Genomic DNA, 25,216 nt, shown 5'->3' with positions numbered 1-25,216 from the left:
GCCGATCGGCGACTCCCGGACCCTGTTCAGCCGGCGGCGGGAATCGCTTCATGGCCGCCGGGCGATCGCCTTCCAGCTGGCGGGCGGATATCGCCTCTTGGGCGCCGGGCGAATCACTTCTCGGCCGGCAGGCGAGCTCGGGTCTCAGCCGGCGGGTGTCATCGCCGCTTTGACCACGGCCGGATACAGGGCGTGCGCCCAGACGCGGTAGCCGTCGGCGGACGGGTGGAAGCCGTCGTAGCAGAGCGTGCCCGCGTCGGCCCGGAAGACGGCGCCCGTCTCGTCGGCCAGTGAGACGACCGCGCCGCCCGCGGCGGTCACGGCCTTGGCCTGCGCCTTGGCCATCCGGCGGCCCAGCACGGCGGCGACCTGGCGCAGCGGCGGCGCGATCGCCCGCAGCGCGCCCAGGTCGGGGCAGGTGCCCACGACGACCCGGACGCCCGCCTCGCGCAACCGCCGCACGGCCGTGCCCAGCAGGGCCGCCGACTCCTCGGGGCTGCGCAGGCTGGTGGCGTCGTGCGCGCCGATCAGCACAACCGCGACGTCCGGCCGGTCACCCAGCAACGCGCGGGCCACCTGGGTGGCCAGATCGGAGGAGCGGGAACCGGCCACGCCCACGCTCGACAGCAGCACGTGCCGCTCGCCGACCCCGGGGCCGCCCTCGGCCAGCAACCGGGCCAGGTGGCCGCCGACCGTCTCGCTCAGCCACTCCACACCCACGCCGATCGCCGCCGAATCGCCCAGCAGCACGAGCCGCAGCGGCGGCGCCGAGACCCGGCCCATCGACGTCCGCAGGGCCAGGCCCATGGTCGGCTTCGCGTAGCGCCGGGCCTTGGCCGCGAGCACCTCGCCGACCAGCAGCGCAGCGCCACCCACCGTGCCGGCGAGCAGACCGGTGGCCGCCGCCTTGCCGATCCGTGCGTTCAGACCCGCCACTCCACTCGCCTCCCTGCGTCACGAAGCATGCTGATGATCCTCCGGTGTCCACCCTACGGGGCTCGATGCCGAGCGGTCGCCGGGAACAGGGCCCGCCGACGGCGCCGGCGGCGTCCGGTGACCGAACCACGAGCGTGGCTCGCCGAACCACGAGCGTGGCTCGCCGAACCACGGATGCCGGCGCAGAACGGCCCAGCGTCCGGCCGCCCGGACCTCGGTGCCCGGCGCCTGAACCGCCTCCTGCGCGGCCTCCTCGAGACTGCGTACCCCCTCGTCGCCGGTCAGAACCGTGCGGTCGTCCTCGCCGAGCACCGCCATCAGCGTCGGCATCACCACGGCCGCCGCCCGGGCATAGCCCTCGGCCGACGGGTGGAAGCGGTCCGAGCTGTACATCCGCACCGGGTCGGCCTCGAACATCGGCCCGAGCAGGCCGCCGATCGACACCGTACGACCGCCCGCCTCCACGACCGCGACGGTCTGCGCGGCGGCCAGATCGCGGCTCCACTTGCGGGCCAGCCAGCGCAGCGGCGGCTTGATCGGCTGGATCGCGCCGAGGTCGGGGCAGGTGCCGACGACCACCTTGCAGCCCGCCTCGCGCAACCGGCGCACCGCGTCGCCCAGGTGGCGTACGGCCGAAGCGCGGTCGGAGACGTGGGTGACGTCGTTGCCGCCGATCAGGATGATCGCGACGTCGGGGGCGTGCTCCAAGGCGGCGTCGACCTGATAGGGCAGACCGGACGACATGGAACCGACCACGGCCAGGCGGTGCAGGTTGACGGGACGGCGCAGGCGGCGGGACACCCCGGTGGCCAGCAGCGCGCCCGGCGTCTCCCGCGGGCGGTGCACTCCGTAGCCGGCGGCCGTCGAATCGCCCAGGACCACCATGCTGATCACCTTGCCGCCGAACTTCCCGCCGTACAGGCCGTCGCCGCGCGGGGGCGGGGCCTCGGCCATCGGGATGATCCGGCGCGCGGCGGCGGCCTGCCTCATCAGCACGCCGGCCGACACGGCGGTCATGGTGGCCAGGGCGCCTGTCACGCCGCCGAGGATCTGACCAGCCAGTTTGATCCGGCGCCGATCGTCCGCGGAGATCTGAATCGTGCTCACAGGCTCCCTCGCTGTCGCTCGCTGGGGGCAACTACCCGGTCGTCGAAGCTGCTGTGCCCCGAAGATCGAGAGCAAGTGGGTCTTTTGAGGCTATCGCGCCCGGGCGACAGGCAATCATGGCGCGCTCAAGTCATGCTGGAGTGGACCCCGGTTCGTGCCGGGATGGCGAAAAGGAGAACAGCATGGCGAAGACGCTGAAACGTACGGCGGCGTTCACCTCGCTCGCCAGGGCGCTGATGGCCGGTGCCCGGGGTGGCCCGTCGCTGTCCACCCGCATAGCCGCCGTTCCCCGCATGATGAAGGCGACCACCCGCGGTCAGTACGACGGCGGTCTGCGCCTGGCGATGATGGCGGCGGCCACGGCGTACGTGCTCTCGCCGATCGACGTGATCCCGGAAGCCTTCCTCCTGGTCGTCGGGCTGGCCGACGACGCCGTGATGGTCGCCTGGCTGGCCGGCTCGGTGCTCGCCGAAACCGAGCGCTTCCTGGAGTGGGAGAGGCAGCAGGACCGGGTCGTCGTAGGCTGAAGTGTGCGCTATTACGACAACGTCGTCGACATCATCGGGGACACCCCCCTCGTCAAGCTGAACAAGGTCACCGAGGGCATCGCCGCCACGGTGCTGGCCAAGGTCGAGTACTTCAATCCCGGCGGCTCGGTGAAAGACCGGATCGCCATGCGGATGGTGCTCGACGCCGAACAGGCCGGCCTGCTGCGCCCCGGTGGCACCATCGTCGAGCCGACCAGCGGCAACACCGGCGTCGGGCTGGCCCTGGTCGCCCAGCAGCGCGGCTACAAGTGCATCTTCGTCTGCCCCGACAAGGTCAGCGAGGACAAGCGGAACGTGCTGAAGGCGTACGGGGCCGATGTGGTCGTCTGCCCCACCGCGGTCGCGCCCGAGGACCCGCGCTCCTACTACAACGTCTCCGACCGCCTGGCCCGCGAGGTGCCCGGCGCGTGGAAACCCGACCAGTACAGCAACGCCGCCAACCCGCGCTCCCACTACGAGGACACCGGGCCCGAGCTGTGGAAGCAGACCGACGGCCGGATCACCCACTTCGTGGCGGGCGTGGGCACCGGGGGGACGGTCACCGGGGTCGGCCGCTATCTGAAGGAGCAGGGTTCCGTACGGGTGATCGGGGCGGACCCGGAAGGCTCGGTCTATTCCGGCGGCACCGGGCGGCCCTACCTGGTCGAGGGCGTGGGCGAGGACTTCTGGCCGACCACGTACGACAAGGGGATCTGCGACGAGATCATCGAGGTCTCCGACTCCGACTCGTTCCAGATGACGCGCCGCCTGGCCCGCGAGGAAGGCCTGCTGGTCGGCGGCTCGTGCGGCATGGCGGTCGTGGCGGCGCTCGAGGTCGCCCGCCGGGCCGACCCGGGCGACGTCATCGTGGTCCTGCTGCCCGACGGCGGCCGCGGTTACCTGTCCAAGATCTTCAACGACGACTGGATGGCCCGCTACGGCTTCCTCCGTACGGTCGAGGGCGCGCCGACGGTGGCCGACGCCCTCGAGAGCAAGGGCGGCACGATGCCCCCGCTGATCCACCTGCACCCGACCGAGACGGTGCGCGACGCGATCGACTACATGCGCGAGTACGGGGTCTCCCAGCTGCCGGTGCTCAAGGCCGAGCCGCCGGTGGTCACGGGTGAGGTGGCGGGGTCGATCGCGGAGAAGGCGCTGCTCGATGCGCTCTTCACGGGGCAGGCCCACCTGCACGACACGATAGAGCGCCACATGGGCGAACCGCTCCCGATGATCGGTGGGGGGCAGCCGGTGAGCGAGGCCGTGTCCCTGCTGGAGAGGTCCGACGCCGCCATGGTCCTGATCGACGGGAAGCCTGCTGGGGTCCTGACCCGGCAGGATCTGCTGGCTCACCTGTCCTGACCTCGATGTGTTGAGGCCGGCGTAGCTTTTGCTGCGCCGGCCTTTTTGTCGCTTGGTGGGTTCGGCTTTCTTGCGGTGGGACGGTCGGGGGCCGGGGGTGCCCACGAACGGCCCGTTCGGCGGGCTGGGGTCCGTTCGTGGTCACCCCCGGCCCGCGACCTTGCAGGGGGAGCGGTGGCGGCCGGGTGGTGGGTCGCCGGCTGCTGATTGCTGGGTGAAGCGGGCGGTCACCTGGCGGGTGGGTGGTCTGGCTTCCGCGTTGTGGTCGCCGGACCGCGGTCGTCTCGAGCGGGCGGGCCTGAGTGGTGGGGTGCGCGAGCACACCGTGCCGCTGACGGTCAGCACGTCGCGCTTGGGTGGGTCGGTTTCGGCGGCCGGCTGCGTCGCTGGGCTGGGCGGTCGACCGCCGGGGGCCATGCGTGGCGGGCTCAACGGTCCGCGTCCTCTGCGGGCCGCGTCCGATTGCCGCATGGCTCAGCGGTCAGCGACTGTGCGGCCTACGCCTTGGCGGCTGCTCCCAGCGTGGGGGGTGTCAGAAGCGGCCGCCTCCTCCTCTGCGGCCGCCGCCACCGCCGCCGCCGGTTCGGCGGCCTCGGGAGGCGCTGCCTCCGAAGCCGCCGCCGTGCCAACCGGCGCTCGAGCGGCCGCCGCCGCCGGACAGGATGCCGCCCAGCACGGCTCCGGCGAAGGCACCGGTGTCGAAGCCGCCCGAGCGGCCGCCGCCGGCCCAGCCGGCACCGGCGGGCCAGCCGGGGCCGCCTCCGCTTCCGCCCCAGCGCTGCACGTCGAGGTAGGCGGACTGGTTGGCGTGTGCGGCCAGTTGCCGGGCCTGGCGGGCTTCGGCCAGGGCGGTGGCCGGGTCCGTTCCGGCCAGGCTCTCGGCCACGGAGAGGTGGCGGACCGCCTCGGAGAGCGTGGCCCGCGCCTCGGAGCGCACGGCTCCGCGGCGGGTGGTGATGAAGTCGTTCGCCGCTGAGACTTCGGCCCTGGCTACCGGGAGTTCCTGGGTCAGGAGGGTGCGGTCGTGGGCGAGCCGTTCGGCGACGTCGCGGGCCTCGGCCAGGGCCGCGTCGAGCGCGGCGTCGGCTGCCTGGAGCTTGGCCACGATCTCGACCGGATCGGACCGGTCGCCGGTCAGGGCCGTGCGCACCTCGGCCAGCACCTGTTCGCCGCCGGCGATGGCCGCGGTCAGGCCGGTCGGCGCCACGGCGTTGCCGGCGAGGGTGGCTCGCCCGGCGGCGATCTCACCGGTGATCTCGTTGATCAGCGCGTCGGCGGCCGCCCGGGCGGCGGGCAGGTCGGCGGCGGCCCGCCCGACTGCCGTGATCAGCTGATCGGCCTGGTCGACGGCCTGCTCCGCGGCCCGCACCGCCAGCGCCGCCTCCGCGCGATCACCGCCTGGCACGTCCGGCCCTGATCCGCGAGGAGCGCCGGCCGCGACACCCGTGCCCGGACTGCCACCAGTGCCGACGCCCGAGCCGTTACCAGCGCCCGCGCCGGCGGCTGGAGCGCCGGTGGCGCCCGTGGCCGGGGCGGCCGCGATGCTCGTAGCTGAGGGAGGACCGGCGCTGCCGATGGCCTCGCGGGCCCGGGCCAGCGCGGTTGCCGCGAACGCCAGCCGCTCGCGTGCCTGGTCGACGTTGGCGGCGATCGCGGTGACCGTACCGCCGGAGTAGCGGGCCGACAGCTGCTGGATCGTCGCCTCGGCGGCCGGCAGGGCGGCCTCGATCGCGGTCCGGCGCCGGTCGACCTCGGTGACCGCCTCGGCGGCACGTCCCTCCAGGTCGCGCAGCTCGTCGAACGCCTCCGACTCGGCGTCCAGCCGGGCGTCCGCGGCTTCGCAGAGCGAGATGATGCGGAGCATGGTCTCGCGGCGGGTGGTCGTGTCCGGTGGGGGCTCCTCGTCGAGGGTCATGCGCAGCCGGAACGCCTCGGCCACGTCCTGCCGGGAGGCCTCGAGCGCGGCCCGGAACGGCGCCGTGGGCTCGGCGCCGTACTGCGCGGCGGCGAGCTCCAGCTCCCGCTCGCCGGCCCGCAGGTCGTCGTCGAGCTCGATGAGCAGGGCGTTGGCCCGGGCGGTCAGTTCCTCGAGCGTCGGGCCGGCCGGCGCGGGCGGCGCCGCACCGGAGCCGGCGGGTGCGGTGTGCGCGGCCGACCGGCGCTTGCGCAACCACAGCCAGGCGAACGCGATCAGGGCCACCATGCCCAGGACCAGGAACACCCAGCCGAAGCTGCTCGCCCGGCCGGCGTCGGCGTAGCCCCGTGCGCCCGCGATCACCGCGCCCGACCAGTCGCTTCTGCTCAGGGCCGGTTCGATGTCGTTCTGGGCGACGCCGGCCAGCTCGCTGTCGCTGATCCGCGAGTCGTCGGGGAACGAGTAGGCGTACGCCCGGTCGGTCACGGCCACGGCCAGCAGCGCGTCCCGGTTGCCGAGGTCGCTGAGCCGTGCCGTCTCGTCGGTCCACTGCTGGGCCGGAGTGCCGTCGAACGAGTCGACCATGACGACGAACAGCTGGATGCCCGTGGCGCTCTGCAGCTCGGCCAGCGCCGAGTCGACCCCGGCGCGGTCGTCGAGGACACCCGCCTGGTCGGTGACCTGGGTGGCCAGCCGTTCAGGGGCCTGCGCGGCCACCGGCCCGGCCGTCAGCGCGACGGCGCCGAGCACGGCCAGCAGCGAAACAACGACTCGGGTCAGCTTCGGCTTCACCAGCCCAACCTAGGCCCCCCGGGCCTTCCCGTCCGCCTCGGTCCCAGCCCTGTGGACAACGCGCCTCGCGCAGGCTGACCTGGTGCGCTCAGCCCGCGTCGTCGACGACCTCGATGACGCGGGTGGTGGGGGCGGCGTCGCCGGCCTGTTCGCGCAGGGCCAGGCGTTCCGGGTCGGCCAGGAAGGCCTCATAGCCCGTACGGGATCGGAACCGGATCAGGTGGACCTCTGCGGTGCCGTCCGTGCTGGGCCGGCGTGACTCCAGCGTGGCGCCGTGGCGGGGAAGCAGCGCCAATACGGCGTCTTCGTAGCGTCTGCCCTCGGCGGTGTGGGCCGGTGCCATGTCCACGATGGCGACCAGGAGGACCTCGGGCTCGATCACACCGGGAAGTATCGCACCGCCGGATACGGCGCCGGCAGAGCTCAAGCGCGCGGGGAAGGCGAAGCGCCCGGGTGCTCGGAGACCGGCGGGGGGAGGAGCCGGTCGGGAGCGCCCGGGCGCTGGTGGGCCGGCGGGGCGAGCCGGCCCGGCGCCGCACGGCCGGGGGGAGGTGGCCGGGCGGCTGGAGGAAGGTCAGTCGAGTTCGGCGGGGACGGTGACGACGTCCACGAGAGCGTTCTTGCGGAGCAGCGTCATCGGCAGTTCGGCGCCGATGGCCGGGCCCAGCATCAGGCGCTGCAACGCCTGCACCGTCGTGGTGGGCCGTCCGCCGGCCGAGACGAGGATGTCGCCCAGGTAGATGCCGGCATTGCCGGCCGGGCTTCCGGGCACCACCTCGACCACGCGCAGGCCCAGCTTCTGGCCCAGGCGCTGGGCCAGCGCGGGCGGCAGCGGGGCGGGCACGCCGGCCACGCCGAGCCAGGCCCGGCGGACGCGGCCGTTCGCGACCAGGTCGCCGATGATCGAGCGGGTGGTGGCGTTGATCGGCACGGCCAGGCCGAGGCCGTAGCCGGCCACCGCCGTGTTGATGCCGACCACGGTGCCGGTGGAGTCGGCCAGCGCGCCGCCGGAGTTGCCGGGGTTCAGGGCGGCGTCGGTCTGGATGACGTTGTCGATGATGCGGACGCGGCGACCGTCGCGGGCCGGGAGCGAGCGGCCCAGGCCGGACACGACGCCGGCCGTCACGGAGCCGGCCAGGCCCATGGGGTTGCCCACGGCCACGACCAGCTGGCCGATCTTCAGGCTGTCGGCGTTGCCGAGCGGGGCCGCCGGTGCGCCCACGTTGTGCACGCGGACCACGGCGAGATCGGAAAGGGCGTCCGCGCCGACCACGTCGAAGCGGGTTTCGGTGCCGTCGGCGAAGTCGGCCGTTCCGCCGGTCGCGCCGGCGACCACGTGAGCGTTCGTCAGCAGGAATCCGTCGTCGGTGAAGGTGACCGCCGAGCCGGCGCCCTGGCCGCGCGCCGTGCGCACGGAGAGGGCCGCGACCGACGGCAGCAGGCTGGTGGCGACGCCGGTCACCACACGGCTGTAGGCATCGAGCGCCTGTGATTCGACACCCGTGTGTTCGGTATCCATGGACACTTCAACATCGTGCGACCGGTGTCGATGCCCGAGCGGCGTCCGCCCAGGGCGAACACCTGTCCGTCACGCTGGGTCGCGACAATCGCACAGACAGTCCGACCGGGGTGGGGCCCCCGGCTGTTGTATAGGTCGTGACGGACGTTTGACGACCCGACCGCCACCCGGATCGCCGACGAAAGGGTAGGGAATGGTCATCGCCGACGAGACGATGCCGGCCGACATGCCGGTCGACATGATGCCGGCCGACGTTGTGGACCGCCTGCTCTGGCAGGACGCCCAGCAGATGCTCGGGCGGCACGCCGAACCGGCCGACGACGGCAACTGCGTCTGGTGCGGATGGCGGTGGCCGTGCGCGCCCAGGCGGCTGGCCGAGCGGGCCGACATCGCGTCCCGGCGTCCGTGGCGGGAGGCGTGGACCGTACGGCATGACCTGAACAGCATCCGGGCCATGCGCGGTCCCGACGACCGCCGCCACCCCACACCGAACCGCGGCTACTTCGACTAGCCGGCACCTGACCGACTGGCATCACCGAACGAACAACGAATAACGAGCCACCGACGTCGACCGTCAGCTTGACCTCCCCCGGCAGGCCATGGCCATCCGGCCCGGACGACGTCGCCCGGCGAGGAGTCCGCTGCGCCCCGCCAGCGTCGCGATCTCCCGCCTGCAGGACCCGCCCTCGAACCGAACCAGGACCGGCACGCCTCCGCTGGTCCAGCGTCTCCGGCCAGACGCGCCCCCCGGTTCGGGCGGGACGGTTGGCGGGAGTGCGGGACCACAGGTTCCCCCGTTCCATCACGGTCTCGCACTCCCGCCCAGCAAACGCTCGTCAGGCGACGCCGGCCGTACGCCTCGGCGGCACCGGCACGCGTCCCAGATCCTCCGCGATCACGATCTCGCCCTCGAAGCCGCTCTGCCGTGCCTCGTCGAGAAACCGGGACGCGTCGGAATAGCGCTGCGAGAAATGGGTCAGCACCAGCTTGCGTACGCCCGCCTGGCGCGCCACCGCCCCGGCCTGCGCGGCCGTCAGATGCCCCACCATGGCCGCCAGGGTCGCGTCCTCGGTCAGGAAGGTCGACTCGATGACCAGCAGGTCGACGCCCGCGGCCAGCTCCAGCACGCTGTCGCAGAGCCCGGTGTCCATGATGAAGGCGAAGCTCTGCCCCGGCCGGTCGACGCTGACCTGATCGAGCGTCACGTCGCCGACCCGGCCGGTGCGCTGCAATGCGCCGACGGCGGCCCCGGCGATGCCGTGGGCGGCCAGCAACGAGGGAAGCATGCGGCGCCCGGCCGGTTCGTCCAGGCGATACCCGTACGTGGGAAGGGAATGGCTGAGGGGCAGCGCCGTGAGGCGCCCCGCGGAGGTCGGGACCGAGAAGCTCGCGCCCTCGATCGGCGAAGCCACGATGTCGGCGTTGTCCCAGTAGCTCGTGGCGTGCCGCAGCCGGTCGTAGAACTCCTGACCGGCGGCCGGGTAGTGGATCGTGACCGGGTGCGGCACCTTGTCGAGCGAGATGCGCTGCAGGATGCCGGGCAGGCCGAGGCTGTGGTCGCCGTGGAAGTGGGTGATGCAGACCCGCCGGATCGGGGTGACCGCGAGGCCGGCCATCAGCATCTGGCGCTGGGTGCCCTCGCCCGGGTCGAAGAGGATCACCTCGTCGTCCCAGCGCAGCAGGTAGCCGTTGTGGTTGCGGTGGCGCGTCGGCACCTGACTCGCCGTGCCGAGAACGACCAGCTCGCGCACCCGAACTCCCTGGGAAATAAAACGACCCCTGGGGACTTCCGTACACGTATGCACGGTCCGGTCGGACAAGGCCGGATCCCCAGGGGTCGGGTGGCTATCTGGTATTCGCCGCACCGCTGCCACACGGTCTCGACGTATTGCTACGAAGCTGTCGAGGACAGCGGCTAGCGGACAGCCACCTCACGAGTCCCGTTGCTATACAACTTCGGACCACCTCCCTTCACGTGTACGGCCACGTTAACCACTGGAGGCGGTGCTCGCCAACACTTTTTAGATCACTACAGACGCGGGAATACGCGCGGGGACATCTCGGTGCCTTCGACCGCCAGCGAGGCCGGGCCGACGATCAGTGAATCGGGCGTACCGACGACGTCGGTGTCTTTGTTGTCGTAGTCGAAGCGGTTGAGGACGTGCCGCATCGCCTCGAGCCGGGCGCGCTTCTTGTCGTTGCTCTTCACCACGGTCCAGGGCGCGTCGGCGGTGTCGGTGTAGAAGAACATCGCCTCCTTGGCCTCGGTGTAGTCGCCCCATTTGTCGAGCGATGCGATGTCGTTGGGGGAGAGCTTCCACTGCCGTACGGGATCGACCTGGCGAATGGCGAAACGGGTGCGCTGCTCGCCCTGCGTCACCGAGAACCAGAACTTGACCAGGTGGATGCCGGAGCGCACGAGCATCCGCTCCAGCTCAGGGGTCTGCCGCATGAACTCGAGATACTCGGCGCGGGTGCAGAAGCCCATGACCCGCTCGACGCCGGCCCGGTTGTACCAGGACCGGTCGAACATGACGATCTCGCCGGCCGACGGCAGGTGCTTGATGTAGCGCTGGTAGTACCACTGGGTGCTCTCGCGCTCGTTCGGCTTCTCGAGGGCGATCACCGCCGCGCCCCGCGGGTTCAGATGCTCCATGAACCGCTTGATGGTGCCGCCCTTGCCCGCGGCGTCGCGCCCCTCGAAGAGGATCACCAGCCGCTCACCGGTGTCCTTGAACCAGTTCTGCAGCTTCAGCAACTCGATCTGCAGCAGCCGCTTGTGGTGGTCGTACTCGGCGCGGGGCATCCGCTCGTCGTACGGGTAGTCCTCGCGCCAGGTGTCGACCGGGGTGCCGTCGGCGTTGAGGAGCACCGGGTCATCGTCGTCATCGTCGGCGACCCGATAGCCGCCCAGCTCCTCGACCGGCCCGTCGTACGGGCTCGTGGTGAGATCCTCGCGGCCGTTGTGCTCGGCCTGCTCGGTGTGCTCGACCTGGTCGGCTTGCTCAACGTGCTCGGCTTGCTCAGTCTGCTCGGCCTGCTCAGCCTGGTCCATCTGTTCCGCCTCCGACTGCATGCCCTACTACATACCCACGCCCGGGCGTGTCTCAACGAGCGTCAGATGAACATCAGCTGAGCCATTGCCGGAAACTCTTGCGCCTCGAGGTCTCCACCACCACGGGCAACTGCGCGTACGTGTCCTTGCCCACCTGCTCCTGCCGGGCCCACAGCACGCCGAACCAGAAGCTGTCCTGGCCGAGCTCGTGCAGCAGCTCGCGGGCGACCACCGAGTCCTGGTGGGCGCCGAGCACGTCCTGCAGCTCGGTCAGCGCGTCGACCAGCTTCTTCGCCGGTTTGCCGCCTGCGGGCTGGAAGACCTCGACGGCGTACCGGGCTCGCTTGTAGGCCTTGCGGGCGTCGTGCAGCTCATGATCCTCACCGTGGGCCAGCGCCTCGTCGAGCAGGGCGTCGGCCTTGGCCAGGCTCTTGGCCGCCCGCCGGATCGGGTCGGGCTCCACCGTCTGCTGCGTGGCGAGCTGGTCGATGCGGTCGAGCAGGGTCAGATAACGCTCACTCTCGAGCGCCTCGTCGAGCGCGGCGCGGCCCTGGGCCACCTGGTTGTCGAGGTGCTCGCGAATGCGGGTGGCGACCGGCGCGAACTGCTCGCCCGCCTCGTCCAGCCCGGCCAGCAGCTTGCCCTCCTGCACCTGACCGTCGCGCACCTGGCCGAGCAGATCGGCCAGCCACTTCAGCTCGTCGTTGAGGTCGGCCGCGCCGGGGAAGGTGCGCTTGAACGTCTTGAGGGTGCTCCGCAGGCGCCGTGTGCCCACGCGCATCTTGTGGATGGCCTCGGGGTCACCCCGGCGAACGCCCGGGTCGTAGCCCGTGATGGCGTCGCGCTGCTCCCGTACGTACTGCAGAACGGGGCTCTTCGCTTTCCCGGGCGCAGCGGGCTCGGGCCGGTCGCCGAGGGCGCGCGCCACCTTGGACGGGCCCTGCGCGACCGTGGCACCCGCGCTGAGCAGCGCCTTCTCCACCACGGCGAGCAGCTTGGGGCTGCCGTCGACCAACTCGACCTCGACCTCCTGCCAGCGCTGCTCGCGGCCGTCGGTCTCGGCGGTCACCTGATCCTGTGCGACCAGCGCGAGCGTGTTGCCCTGGGCGTCGCGCAGCGGCGTCTCGACCCGGTGCGTCCGCAGCCGGGCGATCGGCTTGAGACCCTGGCGGCGGACGATCGCGCGCACCTGGGCGACCAGCTCGGCCGGGACGGTTTCGGGTGTGCCGTTGAGGGGGAGGCGGTGTTCGGTGCGGTCCGTGCCCTCGCCGGGGGTCTTCAGATGCCAGCCGGCGTCGGCGCCCCCGGAGCGCCGCCGAAGTGTCCGGCGGTTCCGCATCAGGGCGAGGTCGTCGGTGTCGAAGTAGGTGGCGTCGAGGTCATGGGTCTCGGCGCCGGCGGTGCTGCTGATCCCGGCCTTACCGTCGAGGTCGGGCAGCCGAAACTCGGCGGGCACGTCGTATTTACGCTCGGTTTCGGTGGCGATCTCCATGTGTTCATATTGCCCGAACGAGTGACGCTCACACAGGCCAAGTGATTGGCAGGTGGTGCACAGCCGGGTCGCAGGAACGGGTGTCACCGTGGAAAGTCGGCTCGAGTGCTCATCTCGGAGGAAACGCATGGAGAAGTCCGATCGCCGGCCCGTCTCACTGGCCGGCCTCGGCCTGATCGGCGCCGGCGCGGTGCTCGGTCTCACGCTGGCCACACCAGCCTCGGCGGCCCCGTCGTCGCCGGCGCCACCCGCGTCTCAGACGCAGACCGCGCCGGCTCCCGAGGACGAGGTCGGCTAGGCGGCCATCGGCCGGCCGCCAAGGCTGCGCAGATACAGCGCGCGGGAGTAGTGCGCCGAGGCGGCGCCGTAATACATGGTCGCCAGGCCGACGTAGAAGCCATTGTTGGTGAGCGCGTTCTTGGCATTGGCGGAAGCCGACCAGCGGATCTCCGCGTCCGACTCGCTGATCCCCTTGCGGAGGCAGCGCAGCCGATTCATCTCCTTGCCGGTCTTCCAGGTCTCGAGCGCCGCCTGAGCCTCGCGCATCGACTCCTCAGCCTGCTCGGCGAGGGCCTCTGCGAGGATCCAGGCCTGCCGCTCCTCGTCGTTGTAAAAAATCGGCATGGGGGTTCACCTCCCACTGGACCGCTGTCTTCCCCAGTGTGCGAACCATTTAGGGACATGTCGATCTTTTACACCCTGAGGCATGAAATCCCCCCACGGCGCTTGCCGCGGTCCTGTCCTCACTCTGCGAGCAAGTCATCCCGCCACCGCGCGAAGCTCACCCGCAGGGTGACCAGGTGACTCGATGGCAGGTCATACAGGGCGAAGTCGGCGTCGGTGATGCTGTTGAGCACACCCAGCGCCTGGGCGAATCGGCCGCGCTCAAAGCCGGAGTCCGATGCGATCGCCAATTCGATGAGACGTTCCCGGGTGTACCGCCCCGAAGTGATCGCGGCGTCGACATCCAGAAAGTCACGGGCGGCAGCGCGGCCGTACAACGCGATCATCTTGTTGGCCACGGCATCGTCCGGGTGAAGGACCGGTCCGATCCGGAGAAGCACGGGCGCGTGAGCCCGCCAATCCGCCGAAAGTTCCAGCTTGTCGGGTTCCGCATCGGCGTGATCCTGGTCGGTCAACAGGAGTCGTGCGAAGGTGTCGGTGCGGACGACCTCGGCCACGTCGAATCCGTGGGCGGCGAGCGCTGCGACCACCTCATCGACAGCAAGCGGAAAATCAGCACGCCGTTGCCAATCGGTGAAGAGGTCGACATCGCCGCTGGGGCGGTTGCCCATTCCGTGAGCGCTGACGGCGTAGCCACCCGCCAATGCAAATCCGTAGCGACCGCCGGCGGTAAGCGCTATTTCGGTGATGCGCTCATGCCGAGGTTCCACCCTCAGGCCGCCGTGGCGCGGTGTTGCGTCAGCTCCGGAAAGCGGGACTCCCACGATTGACGCACCACATCCGGGAGCCACATCTCTACCCAGAGGCGGACGAGCGTGTCTCGATCAAGATAAGTGTGCAGATCGGTGGGGGTGGCCGCCTCATTGATCACGGCGCGATAGAGGTCCAGCATCCGACCGGGTTGATCGAGGTCGTACTGGGGGCTGCCCGACCACTTGAGGTGGCGTGGAAGATGAATCACGCCGGTGGTCGGGCCGCCGAGCAGATCAAGCCGGACGGGCACGACGACGGGCTTCGCGTACCGCCGATGCGGTGCTTCGCCACTGGTCATCGTGCCCCCTTTGCCCCGGACTTTACCCGGCGGTGCGGGCCACGCCCACGGGGCAGGTCATGCCGTTGGGGCCGTGGTTGCAGTAGCCGTACGGGTTCTTGGCGTCCGACAGATACTGCTGGTGATAATCCTCAGCGTAAAAATATGCGCCCAGGGGACGGACCTCGGTGGTGATCTGGCCGTGGCGGGCCGCGGTGACCACCGGCTGGAAGGCCTCCAGCGACTGCTGCGCGATCCGGGCCTGCTCGTCCGTCGTCGTGTAGATCGCCGAACGGTACTGGGTGCCCACGTCGTTGCCCTGGCGGTTGCCCTGGGTCGGGTTGTGGTTCTCCCAGAAGGCCTTCAGCAGGTCCTCGTACTGGATCTTGCTGGGGTCGTAGACCACCTGGACCACCTCGGTGTGGCCGGTCGAACCGGAGCAGGTCTCCTCGTAGGTCGGGTTCCTGGTGAACCCGCCCGCGTAGCCGACCGAGGTCGAGTAGACGCCCGGCAGCTCCCAGAAGATCCGCTCGGCGCCCCAGAAACATCCCATCCCGAAGACCGCCACCTCGAAGCCGGCCGGCCACGGTCCCTTGAGCGGGGTGCCGAGCACGGTGTGCTTGTCGGCGACCGGCATCTCCAGGGGGCGTCCGGGCAGGGCCTGGTCGGAGGTGATCAGCTCGAGCTTCTTGTGCCGCAGGAACACGGTCACTCCCTTCATCCGGCTGGTGCAACGCCGGGAGGCCTCCCGGCCTTACCCGAGTTTCGCGGCGATCGTGGCCGCGTAGGACGCCGCCTCCTCGTCGCTCTCGTACTTGTGCCGCGGCCAGAAGAAGCCGCGAAGTCCGTCACCTTTCGTCCGGGGGACCACGTGGAAATGCAGGTGGGCCACGGACTGCGAGACGATGTTGTTGTTGGCGACGAAGGTGCCCTGCGCGCCCAGGGCCGCCGGCACCGCGGCGGCCACGCGTTGCACAAGTCCGAAGAATCCGGGCAGATCGGCCGCCGGTAGCTCGGGCAACGTCACCACGTGATCGCGGGGGACGACGAGCACGTGACCCTTGAAGACCGGCCGCGTGTCGAGGAACCCCACCCCGTCGGGCGAGTCGACCACCTTGAAGGCGGGCACCGACCCCGCCACGATGTCGCAGAAGACGCACGATGCCACCAGGTGAGACTAGCCTTGCCGAGCATGACGGCTAACGACTACGGGTTCGACACCCTCGCCATCCACGCCGGCCAGGATCCGGACCCCCGGACCGGGGCGGTCGTGCCTCCGATCTATCAGACGAGCACGTACGCCCAGGACGCCGTCGGCGCGCCCCGGCTCGGCTACGAGTACAGCCGCTCCGGCAACCCCACCCGGGACGCCCTGCAGGAGTGCCTGGCCGCGATCGAGGGCGGTCGTCGCGGTCTCGCCTTCGCCAGCGGTCTCGCGGCCGAGGACACGCTGCTGCGCGCGGTGTGCCGGCCCGGCGACCACGTGGTGATCCCCGACGACGCGTACGGCGGCACCTATCGCCTCTTCGCCAAGGTGGCCGAGAACTGGGGGCTGGACTGGACGGCCGTCTCCCTCGACGACCTCGACCAGGTGCGGGCCGCGTTCCGGCCCGGCGTCACCAAGCTGATCTGGGCCGAGACCCCGACCAACCCGCTGCTCAACGTGGCCGACATCGCGGCCCTGGCCGGGCTGGCCCACGAGTACGACGCGCTGCTCGTGGTCGACAACACGTTCGCGTCGCCGTACCTGCAGCAGCCGCTCACCTTCGGCGCCGACGTGATCGTGCACTCGACCACGAAGTATCTCGGCGGGCACTCCGATGTGGTCGGCGGCGCCCTGGTCACGGCCAACGACGACCTCGGCGACCAGCTGGCCTTCCACCAGAACGCGATGGGCGCGGTCAACGGCCCGTTCGACGCGTGGCTCACCCTGCGGGGCATCAAGACCCTGGGCGTACGGATGGAAAGGCACTGTGACAACGCGGAGCGTGTCGTCGGGTTCCTCAGCGAGCACCCGGCGGTGACCGAGGTGCTCTACCCGGGCCTCGAGACGCACCCGGGGCACGACATCGCGGCCAAGCAGATGCAGCGCTTCGGCGGCATGGTGTCGTTCCGCGCGGCCGGGGGCATGGAGAAGGCCATCGACATCTGCAACCGGACCAAGCTCTTCGTGCTCGCCGAGTCCCTGGGCGGCATCGAGTCGCTCATCGAGCACCCGGGGCAGATGACACACCTGTCGGCTGCGGGCTCGGCGCTTGAAGTCCCCGCCGATCTCGTGCGACTGTCTGTCGGCATCGAAACCGTTGACGATCTGCTCGCCGACCTGGAGCAGGCACTCGGCTGAGCGTCGCCACGGTGGGAACCGGCGTAAGACTGGACAAGACGGAGAGGCAATGAGCGACGGTACGACCTGGGTAGGCGCCACCGCGAGGCAGATCTCCCGCGCGGTGCGGCGTGGTGACGCGACCGCCACTCAGGTCGTGGCCGACCACCTGGAGCAGATCGCGATCACCGATCCGACGCTGGACGCCTTCCGGGTGATCCGCGGCGGCGAGGCGATCACCGAGGCCGAGAAGGTCGACGACCAGGAGGATCTGGCCAACCTGCCGCTGGCCGGCGTGCCGGTCGCGGTCAAGGAGAACACCGCGGTGGCCGGGCTGCCGATCTGGAACGGCTCGGCCGCCGCCCGCAAGGCCGACGTCGCCGAGGACGACCACGAGGTGGTCCGCCGACTGCGCGGCGCCGGGGCGGTCGTGATCGGCACGACGCGCATGCCCGAGATGGGCCTGTGGGCGGTCACCGACGACGGCGACGGCGCCACCCGCAACCCGTGGGACCGTGACCGTACGCCGGGTGGCTCCTCCGGGGGTGCGGCCGCCGCGGTCGCCGCCGGGCTGGTGCCGATCGCGCAGTGCAACGACGGGCTCGGCTCGATCCGCATCCCGGCGGCCTGTTGCGGGCTGGTCGGGCTCAAGCCCGGCCGCGGCGTGGTGCCGTCCGACCTGGGCATCACCAACTGGTACGGCCTGGTCGAGAACGGCGTGCTCACCACCACCGTCACCGACGCCGCGCTGGGTTTCTCGGTGCTGGCCGGCCGCGACCCGATCAAGCTCGTCGAGCCGAGCCGGCTGCGGGTCGGGGTGTCGGTCAGGTCACCCCTGGCCGGCGTACGCCTCGACGAGCCCAACGCCTCGGCCGTGAGCACCGCGTCCAAGCTGCTGGTGCGGGCCGGGCACGACACGATCACGGCCAACCCGCCGTACCCGCAGACCCTGGGCATCGGGACGCTGGCCACCTGGTTCGCGTCGGCCTATCGCGAGTCCGCCGACTACCAGCTGGCCCAGCTGCAGCCGCGGACCCGCCGGCACATCCGCCTCGGCAAGTGGGCGCTGCGCGCCGGCCTGGTGCGGCAGTCGCAGCGCGACGCCTACCGCGAGACGGCGATCCGGTTCTTCGCCGACAACTCCCTCGACCTGTTGCTCACTCCGGCGCTGGCCGCCGCGCCGCCGCTCGCCGACGGCCACGCCGGCGGTTCCTGGCGGCAGAACATGTCCGACAGCATGAGGTACGCCCCGTACGCCGCCCCCTGGAACGTCGCGGGCCTGCCGGCCATCGTCGTGCCGGTCGGCACCCGCCCCGACGGCCTGCCGCTGGGCGTTCAGCTGGTCGGCCCGCCCGACTCGGAGGCGCTGCTGCTCGCCGTGGCCGGGCAGTTCGAGGTGCTCAACCCCTGGCAGCGTCACGCCTACTGAAACCGGGCGGCGGACGATCCCGGGGGAGCGGGTGGCAGCATTCACGGCATGAATGGTGTACCCCACCCGCTCGACCTGCTCGCGCCGGCCGACATCGAGGCCGCCCGCGAGCTTCTGACCGGCGTGGTCAAGACCACCCCGCTGATCCCGTCCCGCCCGCTCACCGAGATCACCGGCACCCCGGTCTGGCTCAAGTGCGAGAACCAGCAGCGCGCCGGCTCGTACAAGGTGCGCGGCGCGTACACCCGCATCGCCCGCCTCTCCGACGCCGAGCGGGCTCGCGGGGTCGTCGCGGCCAGCGCCGGCAACCACGCGCAGGGCGTCGCGCTGGCGGCCGAGATGCTGGGTGCGCGGGCCACCGTGTTCATGCCCGAGGGCGCCCCGCTGCCCAAGGTGACCGCGACCAAGGGGTACGGCGCCGCGATCGAGTACGCCGGCACGAGCGTCGACGACTCCCTCGAGGCGGCCCGGGACTTCGCCGAACGGACCGGCGCGGTGCTGATCCACCCGTTCGACCACCCCGACGTGATCGCCGGGCAGGGCACCGTGGGCCTGGAGATCCTCGAGCAGTGTCCCGACGTGACCACGATCATCACCGCGGTGGGCGGCGGCGGGCTGATCTCGGGGGTGGCCGTCGCGGCCAAGGCGCTGCGACCGGGCATCCGGGTGGTGGGGGTGCAGGCGAGCGGCGCCGCGGCGTACCCGCCCTCGCTGGCCGCCGGGTCGCCGCAGAAGCTCGACCGGGGCGTCACGATCGCCGACGGCATCTGCGTGCTGCGCCCCGGCGACCTCACGTTCGCGCATGTCAGCAAGCTCGTCGACGAGATCGTGACGGTCAGCGACGAGGACTTGTCGGCCGCGCTGCTGGTGCTGCTCGAGCGGCACAAGTCGGTGGTCGAACCGGCCGGTGCGGCCGGGGTGGCGGCCCTGCTCACCGGCGCGTACGCCCCGCCGGACGACGGTCCGGCGGTGGCCGTCCTCTCTGGCGGCAACATCGACCCGATGCTGCTGCTGCGGGTGATCGAGCACGGGCTCGCGTCGGCCGGCCGCTTCCTGCGGCTGGCCGTGCGCTGCACCGACCGGCCCGGTGAGCTGGCCCGGCTGCTCGGTCAGATCGCCGGTCAGCGGGCCAACGTGGTCGACGTGGCGCACTCGCGGCAGAGCCCGCGGCTGAGCTTCGGCGAGGCCGAGGTCGCTCTCTCGGTCGAGACCCGCGGGCCCGACCACTCAGCCGCGTTGATCAGTGCGCTGCGCGACTCGGGATACCGGGTGTCGCAGCTGGCCGACACGACTCCGTGAGGGGAGCCCGCGGCCGAGCCGCGGGCCCCTTCGTCCTGGTCAGCCCTCGAACGGGCCGAACTTCACCACGGTCACCTTGATGTCGGAGCCGCTGGGCGCCGTGTAGGTGACGGTCTGACCCTCGGCCGCGCCGAGGATGGCCGTGCCCAGCGCCGACTCGGGGCTGTAGACGGTGAGGTCGGTGGTGGAGGAGATCTCGCGCGAGCCGAGCAGGAAGGTCTCGGTGTCGCTCTGGTCGTCGTCGAAGTAGATCGTCACGACCGAGCCGGGGGCGACCTTGTCGGCGGTGGGAGCCTCGCCGACCTCGGCGTTGCGGAGGAACTCCTTCAAGTAGAGGATCCGGCCTTCCTGGCGGCTCTGCTCCTCGCGGGCGGCGTGATAGCCGCCGTTCTCACGGAGGTCGCCCTCCTCGCGACGCGCGTTGATCTCGGCGGCCACCTCGGGGCGCGCGGCGATCAACTCGTCGAGCTCGGCCTGCAGCCGGTCGTGAGCGTCCTGAGAAAGCCAGGTCTTGGGCGCCTCTGAACTGGACACGGGCGATCTCCTTGCTGGAACGGGGCCGTTGTCGGGGTACCTACGGGGTCGGTATCTACCAGGGAGGTCGGTATATACCAGAAAAAGGGAAAACGCTCAGCATCACTGGAGGCGATACTGAACGGAGCGAATCACCAAGCTTACCAGCGGTATGCACACCGCCCTTTTTGCGTGATCTGGTGCCGTTCCGGTCAGGCGGGGGGCCGGCAGCTCGGCACGTCCCCGACGCTGGCCCGGGCCGTCGTGGGCACCGTCTCCTTCGCGTCGATTGTCGTTTCGTTCCCGCTGGCGCGGACGACCACCGTCCGCCGCCCGACCTCGAAGCCGTCGTAGTCCCGGGCGCGCAGCACGCACTCGGCGGCTCCACCGGCCGGGACGCGCACCTTGAACTCGATGCTCAGCACGGCGTCCGAGGGCTCCGACCAGCCGACGATCTGGGGCTCGTAATCGGTCTGGCCGAACTGCTGGAAGAGCCGGAACGAGAGCAGGAGGGAACCGATCACGACGAGGGCCAGCACGACGATGGGCACCACCGGCCGGCGGCGGCCGGAACGGCGCCGTCCGTACCGGCCCGGCGGGAAGACCGGCTCTGTGGTGCGCGTCTCGCTCACCTCGGGCACCTCTCGTGCGTTTCTTGTCGGGGGCATCCGACAGAATGGCAATGTCCATCTTCGCAGCCGATACCGGCTCGCCCGCCGCGGGGCAGGTTCAGACCGCGGGTCAGGTCCAAGGAGTTTTCTGTGGCTGAGCAGTTGCGCCTCATGGCAGTGCACGCGCACCCCGACGACGAGTCCAGCAAGGGCGCCGCCACCATGGCGCGTTACGTCGCCGAGGGTGTCCGGGTGATGGTCGCGACGTGTACCGGCGGCGAGCGCGGCAGCGTTCTCAACGACAAGATGGATCGCCCCGAGGTCTGGGAGAACATCTCCGAGATCCGCCGCGCCGAGATGGACCGGGCGCGCGAGATCCTGGGCGTCGAGCAGTCGTGGCTCGGCTTCGTCGACTCGGGCCTGCCCGAGGGCGACCCGCTGCCGCCGCTGCCCGAGGGCTGCTTCGGCCTGCAGGATCCGGAAACCGCCGCGGTCCCGCTGATCAAGCTGATCCGCGAGTTCCGCCCGCACGTCATGACCACCTACGACGAGAACGGCGGCTACCCGCACCCCGACCACATCATGTGCCACAAGGTGGCGGTCGTGGCCTTCGACAAGGCCGGCGACCCGGAGGCCTACCCCGAGTTGGGCGAGCCGTGGCAGCCGAGCAAGCTCTACTACAACTCGGGCTGGACCCGGGCCCGCATGCTCGCCCTGCACGAGGGCATGCTCGCCGCCGGCCTCGAGTCGCCGTACACCGAATGGCTCGAGAAGTGGTCCGACCGCGACGACCGCGGTGACAAGATCACCACGCGGGTCGAGTGCGGCGAGTACTTCGAGGTCCGTGACGAGGCGCTGCGGGCCCACGCCACCCAGGTCGACCCCGACGGCTTCTGGTTCAAGATCCCGCTCGAGCTCCAGCAGAAGGTGTGGCCCACCGAGGATTTCGAGCTGGCCCGTTCGCTGGTCGACAGCCCGGTGCCCGAGTCCGACCTCTTCGCCGGCATCCGCGAGTCGGTCGACGCCCGCTGAGCACCGCCCGGCCCGCACCGGCGGATCGAAGGCCTAAACTCGAACCATGGACATCCTCGCGGTCAACAATTTCGGCGACACCCGCTCGGGCGGCCTAGCCGGCCCGATGGGGCTGTTCGTCATCGTGCTCATGTCCATAGCGACTGTGCTGCTGATCCGCAACATGAACAAGCGCTTGCGTCGGCTTCCCGACAGTTTTCCTGACGTAAGGCAGACGCAGCGTGAAGCTGAGATCGCCCGGCTCAACGCCGATCTCGAGCGTTCCGGCGCCGGTGCGGGCGCGGCGGATGTCGAAGCGGATCGATCGGCTGCGGTCGGCGCCGCCACGGACGACGAGGTCACGGGCACTACTACGCACCGTGACGGTGGGTCCGCCGACGGCGACAACCGTCGCGTTTGACCTCGTCGCAGGCCGCTGGCGTCCGTCGATGGATGACACGCACGGTATTGGTCTGACGTATGGCGGATACGCGTCGTGCGTCAAGCCCTGTTCTGTTCATCGGTATTGATTTAGCCTTCCGCCGGGGGCCTAACCGCCCCTGATCCCTGCGCGGAAGGGGGCGCCGAAAATGACCATTCCCCGCCCGCCGTTTTCTCCCCTGCAGATGCACGTGCATCCGCCAGTGCCGCTGTTCAGGCGGTGTTTTCGATGACCGCGCCGTCGGGTGCGCGGGCTTCCGTCCGCCGCTCCTGGATCGACGCGGCGGGCCTCGCCGGCCGGTCCCGCGCGGTCCGTGCGCTCACCGGGGTGGTGCTCGGTTCGGCCCTCCTGGTGGCCGTCCTCGGCGTCCTGCTGCCTCTCGACCGCCCGGCCGACCGTCCCCTCACACCGGTGGCCGGCGTCGCGCTGGCCGTCGCCCTCGTCATCGCCGGTCAACTGGCCCGGCTGCGCTTCCGCCTCGGTCGTGGAGTGGTCTCGGTGAGCTGGGGTGAGGCCGCCTTCATCATCGCCTTCGTCGTGGCGCCGCCCGGCTGGCTGCCCGCGGCCACGCTGGCCGGCGCGCTGGTCGCCTGGGGCCTGCTGTCCTGGTGGGACTCGCACCGCAACGTCGCCGAGCTGGCCCACCTGGCCGCCTCGCTGTGCCTCGGCTCGGCCGGCGCCACCGCGGTCGCCGTCCTGGTGGCCGGCGAGGCGGCGGTGCTGAGCACGCGCACGATGACCGGCCTCATCGCCGGCGCGCTGACCTATCTGCTGATCACCTTCGGGCTGGCCACGCTCACTCTCGCCCTGCACCGGGACGCCCCAGCCCGGCAGATCCTGCTCCGCGCCTCGTACGCGAAGATCCCGATGTTCGTCGGCAACGTGGTGGTCGGCCTGGCCGCCGTCCACGCCATCGTCGACGGCCCGCTGTGGCTCCTCGCGTTCGCGCCCGGCCTCTGGCTGCTGCAGCGCACCTATCGCTTCCACCTGCGCGCCGAAGAGGAGCGCCGCATGTGGGAGACGTTCTCGGCGGCCACGGCGAAGCTGCCCGGCGGCACCGAGGCCGAGGTCGCGCGGGCCGGGCTGGCTGCCGCGCTCGAAGTGTTCGGCGCCCGCCGCGTCGAGATCGAGGTGCGCGCCCACGACGGCGAGCGCCGCTACGCCGAGGACGGCCCCGGTCAGGACAACGCCGTCGCCGGCCTGCCCGGGCCCGCGATCACCCGGTCGATGGCGGTCGCCGGCGACACGGTCGGCGAGCTGACCGTGTGGCTGTCCGGCCCGACCCTGCCCGCCCCGCGCGACGAGGCCGCCATCTCGGCCTTCGGCGACGCGCTGGCCGGGGCGCTGCACGACGCGGCGACCCGCGGCCGGCTGGCCGACCTGGAGGCGCGCATCGCTCGCGACGTCGCTCATGACCGGCTCACCGGCCTGCTCAACCGCACCACGCTGCTGGCCGACGGCGACCAGCTGCTGCGCTCCTTCGACCGGCGCCGCCCGATCGCCCTGCTGCTGCTCGACATCAACGACTTCCGCGAGGTCAACGGCACCCTGGGCCACCGGCACGGCGACGAGGTGCTGCGCGTGGTGGCCGAGCGCCTCACCGACCTGGCCCGCGAGGGCGACCTCGTGGCGCGCACCGGCGACGACGAGTTCGCCGTGCTGCTGACGACCGTCGCCACACTCACCGACTCCACCGCCCTGCGGCGCGAGGAGCCCAGCCCCCTGCCGGTGGCTCTGCGCCGGGCCCGGGAGCTGGTCGAGAACCTCATCCGCCCGATGGAGGTCTCCGGCGTGCGGCTCGCCGTCGAGGTGGCGATCGGTGTCGCGGCCGGTCCGGCCGGTCGCGCCGATCTCGCCGAGCTGGTCCGCCGCGCGTCTCTCGCGCTGCGCCAGGCCAAGCGCCAGCAGGTGGCGGTCAGCGCCTTCGACCCGAGCCAGGACGCGGTCACCACCGACGGGCTGGCCCTGCTGGCCGAGCTCCAGGACGCGCTGGCCGCCGACGACCAGATCCTGCTGCACCTGCAGCCCGCGGTCGACCTGGTCACCGCCGCGCCGACCGGGGTCGAGGCACTCGTACGCTGGCGGCACCCTCGCCGTGGGCAGCTCTCACCCGGCGACTTCGTCCCGGCCGTCGAGCACTCGGCCGAGCTGCACACCGCGTTCACCGCCCGGGTGCTCGACCTGGCGCTGGCCGCGGCCGGCAGCTGGCATCACGCCGGCGTCGACGTGCCCGTCTCGGTCAACGTCTCGGCCCGCAGCCTGCTCGACCCCGGCTTCCCGGCCCAGGTCGGCGAGGCGCTGCGCCGGCACCGCGCGCCCGCCGCCCACCTGGTCCTCGAGATCACCGAGTCGGTCGCGGTCAGCCAGGAGCGCATCGTCGACGAGGTGCTGGCCGAGCTGCGCGACATGGGCGTCCAGCTCTCCCTGGACGACTTCGGCACCGGCTATTCGTCGCTGGCCATAGTGACGCGCGCCCCGGTCGACGAACTCAAGATCGACCGCTCGTTCGTCGACGACATGATCGAGTCCCCGGCCGCCGAGGCAGTGGTCCGCGGCGCGGTCGAGCTGGGCGCCCGCCTGGGCGTACGGGTGGTGGCCGAAGGGGTCGAGACGACCGAGCAACGGGCCGCTCTGCTCGCCCTCGACTGTCCCACCGCCCAGGGCTACCACTTCTGCAAGCCCATGCCGGCCGACAAGATCGTCCAGGCCCTGACGGCCCTGGCCGAGGCCGCGCCGGCCAACATCCGCCCGCTCCGCGCCGACGACGCCTCCTAGCGCTTATCCACAGCCCGCGCCGGCGCTCGTCCACAGCCCTGCGCCGGCGCTCGTCCACAGCCCTGCGCCGGCGGTTGTCATAGCCGCCGGGGGTCTACCGCAGGCCCGGCTCAGCGTCTGCCCGGCTGTCCAGGACCCGGGCCTGCGCGACAGAGCGGTCGATCCGCCAATTGCGCTCAGCCTGCGCGAGGGAGGAGAAAGCTCCGCCGACGACACAGACGCCCGCGGCCCACAGCCAGGATTCCCATCCCCAGTCGCGGGCCACGGCGAACACGCTGACGCCAGCGATGGAGCCGGCCGCGACCAACGCGCCCATCCACGGCGATTTCGCTCCACCGATGTTCACGGCCATGCTCTCGGCTCCCTGCTGAAGCGGCGGAAATGCCCCGGTCGA

The 25,216-nt window shown here is 71.3% G+C and carries 26 protein-coding genes; 10 read left to right on the top strand and 16 right to left on the bottom strand.

All coding sequences use genetic code 11. The features are described 5' to 3' along the window. Positions 1–144 precede the first annotated feature (144 nt). Positions 145–936 carry an SGNH/GDSL hydrolase family protein gene (locus tag HJC40_RS12665; RefSeq protein WP_250001115.1) on the bottom strand — a complete coding sequence of 264 codons (792 nt, stop codon included), beginning with the start codon at positions 934–936 and terminating at the stop codon, positions 145–147. 18 nt (positions 937–954) lie between these two features. Further along, a complete protein-coding gene (locus HJC40_RS12660) occupies positions 955–2,043 on the bottom strand; it encodes an SGNH/GDSL hydrolase family protein (protein WP_250001114.1) in 1,089 nt (362 codons plus the stop codon). A gap of 182 nt (positions 2,044–2,225) precedes the next feature. On the opposite strand from HJC40_RS12660, the gene HJC40_RS12655 reads away from it, so the two are divergent. Beyond that, the gene (locus HJC40_RS12655; protein WP_250001113.1) at positions 2,226–2,570 is read left to right on the top strand and encodes a YkvA family protein; all 345 of its coding nucleotides are present in this window, start codon (positions 2,226–2,228) and stop codon (positions 2,568–2,570) included. A 3-nt stretch (positions 2,571–2,573) separates the two neighbouring features. After that, a complete protein-coding gene (locus HJC40_RS12650; protein WP_250001112.1) occupies positions 2,574–3,932 on the top strand; it encodes a cystathionine beta-synthase in 1,359 nt (452 codons plus the stop codon). Positions 3,933–4,464: 532 nt separating this feature from the next. Here the strand turns inward: HJC40_RS12650 and HJC40_RS12645 are convergent. From HJC40_RS12645 to HJC40_RS12635, 3 genes are all read right to left on the bottom strand, one after another. Continuing rightward, positions 4,465–6,639 carry a TPM domain-containing protein gene (locus HJC40_RS12645; protein ID WP_250001111.1) on the bottom strand — a complete coding sequence of 725 codons (2,175 nt, stop codon included), beginning with the start codon at positions 6,637–6,639 and terminating at the stop codon, positions 4,465–4,467. 88 nt (positions 6,640–6,727) lie between these two features. After that, on the bottom strand, positions 6,728–7,021 hold the full coding sequence (locus HJC40_RS12640) for a hypothetical protein (protein WP_250001110.1): 294 nt from the start codon (positions 7,019–7,021) through the stop codon (positions 6,728–6,730). A 192-nt stretch (positions 7,022–7,213) separates the two neighbouring features. Beyond that, positions 7,214–8,158: a S1C family serine protease gene (locus HJC40_RS12635; protein ID WP_250001109.1), complete on the bottom strand. Its 945-nt coding sequence runs from the start codon at positions 8,156–8,158 to the stop codon at positions 7,214–7,216. 193 nt (positions 8,159–8,351) lie between these two features. Here HJC40_RS12635 and HJC40_RS12630 point away from each other — a divergent pair, with 193 nt between their 5' ends. Beyond that, the gene (locus HJC40_RS12630) at positions 8,352–8,669 is read left to right on the top strand and encodes a hypothetical protein (protein WP_250001108.1); all 318 of its coding nucleotides are present in this window, start codon (positions 8,352–8,354) and stop codon (positions 8,667–8,669) included. A 325-nt stretch (positions 8,670–8,994) separates the two neighbouring features. Here HJC40_RS12630 and HJC40_RS12625 read toward each other — a convergent pair whose 3' ends face one another. The 3 genes from HJC40_RS12625 to HJC40_RS12615 all read right to left on the bottom strand — a co-directional run bounded on the left by HJC40_RS12625 (position 8,995) and on the right by HJC40_RS12615 (position 12,705). Then, positions 8,995–9,909 (bottom strand): ribonuclease Z, encoded by a 915-nt coding sequence (locus HJC40_RS12625; protein WP_250001106.1) that lies wholly within the window; start codon positions 9,907–9,909, stop codon positions 8,995–8,997. 278 nt (positions 9,910–10,187) lie between these two features. Then, positions 10,188–11,213, bottom strand: coding sequence for a polyphosphate kinase 2 (gene ppk2 / locus HJC40_RS12620; RefSeq protein WP_250001105.1), 1,026 nt, complete (start codon positions 11,211–11,213; stop codon positions 10,188–10,190). A gap of 73 nt (positions 11,214–11,286) precedes the next feature. Beyond that, positions 11,287–12,705, bottom strand: coding sequence for a CYTH and CHAD domain-containing protein (locus tag HJC40_RS12615; protein ID WP_250001103.1), 1,419 nt, complete (start codon positions 12,703–12,705; stop codon positions 11,287–11,289). 127 nt (positions 12,706–12,832) lie between these two features. Between HJC40_RS12615 and HJC40_RS12610 the strand changes: the two genes are divergently transcribed. Continuing rightward, on the top strand, positions 12,833–13,003 hold the full coding sequence (locus tag HJC40_RS12610) for a hypothetical protein (protein ID WP_250001101.1): 171 nt from the start codon (positions 12,833–12,835) through the stop codon (positions 13,001–13,003). Here HJC40_RS12610 and HJC40_RS12605 read toward each other — a convergent pair. The 5 genes from HJC40_RS12605 to HJC40_RS12585 all read right to left on the bottom strand — a co-directional run bounded on the left by HJC40_RS12605 (position 13,000) and on the right by HJC40_RS12585 (position 15,587). Beyond that, a complete protein-coding gene (locus tag HJC40_RS12605) occupies positions 13,000–13,329 on the bottom strand; it encodes a hypothetical protein (RefSeq protein WP_250001099.1) in 330 nt (109 codons plus the stop codon). The genes HJC40_RS12610 and HJC40_RS12605 overlap by 4 nt on opposite strands. Before the next feature lie 119 nt (positions 13,330–13,448). Beyond that, on the bottom strand, positions 13,449–14,099 hold the full coding sequence (locus HJC40_RS12600; RefSeq protein ID WP_308200889.1) for a nucleotidyl transferase AbiEii/AbiGii toxin family protein: 651 nt from the start codon (positions 14,097–14,099) through the stop codon (positions 13,449–13,451). A gap of 2 nt (positions 14,100–14,101) precedes the next feature. Continuing rightward, entirely contained in the window at positions 14,102–14,440 is a 339-nt protein-coding gene (locus tag HJC40_RS12595) for a hypothetical protein (protein ID WP_250001096.1), read from the bottom strand. Between the two features lie 22 nt (positions 14,441–14,462). Beyond that, positions 14,463–15,125: a peptide-methionine (S)-S-oxide reductase MsrA gene (msrA, locus tag HJC40_RS12590; RefSeq protein ID WP_250001559.1), complete on the bottom strand. Its 663-nt coding sequence runs from the start codon at positions 15,123–15,125 to the stop codon at positions 14,463–14,465. 48 nt (positions 15,126–15,173) lie between these two features. Continuing rightward, positions 15,174–15,587, bottom strand: a complete 414-nt coding sequence (locus HJC40_RS12585) for an HIT family protein (protein ID WP_250001095.1) — start codon at positions 15,585–15,587, stop codon at positions 15,174–15,176. Between the two features lie 24 nt (positions 15,588–15,611). On the opposite strand from HJC40_RS12585, the gene HJC40_RS12580 reads away from it, so the two are divergent. Genes HJC40_RS12580 through ilvA form a run of 3 tightly spaced genes read left to right on the top strand, consistent with a single transcriptional unit; the run spans position 15,612 to position 19,470 of the window. Next, positions 15,612–16,763 (top strand): cystathionine gamma-synthase, encoded by a 1,152-nt coding sequence (locus HJC40_RS12580; protein WP_250001094.1) that lies wholly within the window; start codon positions 15,612–15,614, stop codon positions 16,761–16,763. A 49-nt stretch (positions 16,764–16,812) separates the two neighbouring features. After that, positions 16,813–18,171: an amidase gene (locus HJC40_RS12575; RefSeq protein ID WP_250001093.1), complete on the top strand. Its 1,359-nt coding sequence runs from the start codon at positions 16,813–16,815 to the stop codon at positions 18,169–18,171. A gap of 48 nt (positions 18,172–18,219) precedes the next feature. Then, positions 18,220–19,470, top strand: a complete 1,251-nt coding sequence (ilvA, locus tag HJC40_RS12570; RefSeq protein WP_250001092.1) for a threonine ammonia-lyase — start codon at positions 18,220–18,222, stop codon at positions 19,468–19,470. A gap of 39 nt (positions 19,471–19,509) precedes the next feature. On the opposite strand, the gene greA is transcribed toward ilvA, so the two are convergent. Further along, positions 19,510–20,004: a transcription elongation factor GreA gene (greA, locus tag HJC40_RS12565; RefSeq protein ID WP_250001091.1), complete on the bottom strand. Its 495-nt coding sequence runs from the start codon at positions 20,002–20,004 to the stop codon at positions 19,510–19,512. A gap of 191 nt (positions 20,005–20,195) precedes the next feature. Beyond that, positions 20,196–20,615, bottom strand: coding sequence for a DUF4307 domain-containing protein (locus HJC40_RS12560; protein WP_250001090.1), 420 nt, complete (start codon positions 20,613–20,615; stop codon positions 20,196–20,198). Positions 20,616–20,744: 129 nt separating this feature from the next. On the opposite strand from HJC40_RS12560, the gene mca reads away from it, so the two are divergent. From mca to HJC40_RS12545, 3 genes are all read left to right on the top strand, one after another. Further along, complete coding sequence (gene mca, locus HJC40_RS12555) at positions 20,745–21,626, top strand: mycothiol conjugate amidase Mca (protein WP_250001089.1); 882 nt, start codon at positions 20,745–20,747, stop codon at positions 21,624–21,626. A gap of 46 nt (positions 21,627–21,672) precedes the next feature. Continuing rightward, a complete protein-coding gene (locus HJC40_RS12550) occupies positions 21,673–22,026 on the top strand; it encodes a hypothetical protein (RefSeq protein WP_250001088.1) in 354 nt (117 codons plus the stop codon). A gap of 249 nt (positions 22,027–22,275) precedes the next feature. Continuing rightward, positions 22,276–24,822: a bifunctional diguanylate cyclase/phosphodiesterase gene (locus HJC40_RS12545; RefSeq protein ID WP_250001086.1), complete on the top strand. Its 2,547-nt coding sequence runs from the start codon at positions 22,276–22,278 to the stop codon at positions 24,820–24,822. 94 nt (positions 24,823–24,916) lie between these two features. Here HJC40_RS12545 and HJC40_RS12540 read toward each other — a convergent pair whose 3' ends face one another. Further along, positions 24,917–25,174 (bottom strand): hypothetical protein, encoded by a 258-nt coding sequence (locus tag HJC40_RS12540; RefSeq protein ID WP_250001084.1) that lies wholly within the window; start codon positions 25,172–25,174, stop codon positions 24,917–24,919. Positions 25,175–25,216 lie beyond the last annotated feature (42 nt).

It is taken from the genome of Actinoplanes sp. M2I2 (assembly GCF_023544445.1).
In the GTDB taxonomy this organism is placed as follows: Bacteria; Actinomycetota; Actinomycetes; order Mycobacteriales; family Micromonosporaceae; genus Actinoplanes.
Note: the sequence above shows the minus strand (reverse complement) of the source record. Positions and strands in the feature narration are given on the sequence as shown.

Coding starts and splice junctions, on each gene's coding strand:
- HJC40_RS12655 (WP_250001113.1), top strand. CDS start 2,226: ATGGCGAAGACGCTGAAACGTACGGCGGCGTTCACCTCGCTCGCCAGG.
- HJC40_RS12635 (WP_250001109.1), bottom strand. CDS start 8,158: ATGGATACCGAACACACGGGTGTCGAATCACAGGCGCTCGATGCCTAC.
- HJC40_RS12630 (WP_250001108.1), top strand. CDS start 8,352: ATGGTCATCGCCGACGAGACGATGCCGGCCGACATGCCGGTCGACATG.
- ppk2 (WP_250001105.1), bottom strand. CDS start 11,213: ATGGACCAGGCTGAGCAGGCCGAGCAGACTGAGCAAGCCGAGCACGTT.
- HJC40_RS12615 (WP_250001103.1), bottom strand. CDS start 12,705: ATGGAGATCGCCACCGAAACCGAGCGTAAATACGACGTGCCCGCCGAG.
- HJC40_RS12610 (WP_250001101.1), top strand. CDS start 12,833: ATGGAGAAGTCCGATCGCCGGCCCGTCTCACTGGCCGGCCTCGGCCTG.
- HJC40_RS12605 (WP_250001099.1), bottom strand. CDS start 13,329: ATGCCGATTTTTTACAACGACGAGGAGCGGCAGGCCTGGATCCTCGCA.
- HJC40_RS12595 (WP_250001096.1), bottom strand. CDS start 14,440: ATGACCAGTGGCGAAGCACCGCATCGGCGGTACGCGAAGCCCGTCGTC.
- HJC40_RS12580 (WP_250001094.1), top strand. CDS start 15,612: ATGACGGCTAACGACTACGGGTTCGACACCCTCGCCATCCACGCCGGC.
- HJC40_RS12575 (WP_250001093.1), top strand. CDS start 16,813: ATGAGCGACGGTACGACCTGGGTAGGCGCCACCGCGAGGCAGATCTCC.
- ilvA (WP_250001092.1), top strand. CDS start 18,220: ATGAATGGTGTACCCCACCCGCTCGACCTGCTCGCGCCGGCCGACATC.
- HJC40_RS12550 (WP_250001088.1), top strand. CDS start 21,673: ATGGACATCCTCGCGGTCAACAATTTCGGCGACACCCGCTCGGGCGGC.
- HJC40_RS12545 (WP_250001086.1), top strand. CDS start 22,276: ATGACCGCGCCGTCGGGTGCGCGGGCTTCCGTCCGCCGCTCCTGGATC.
- HJC40_RS12540 (WP_250001084.1), bottom strand. CDS start 25,174: ATGGCCGTGAACATCGGTGGAGCGAAATCGCCGTGGATGGGCGCGTTG.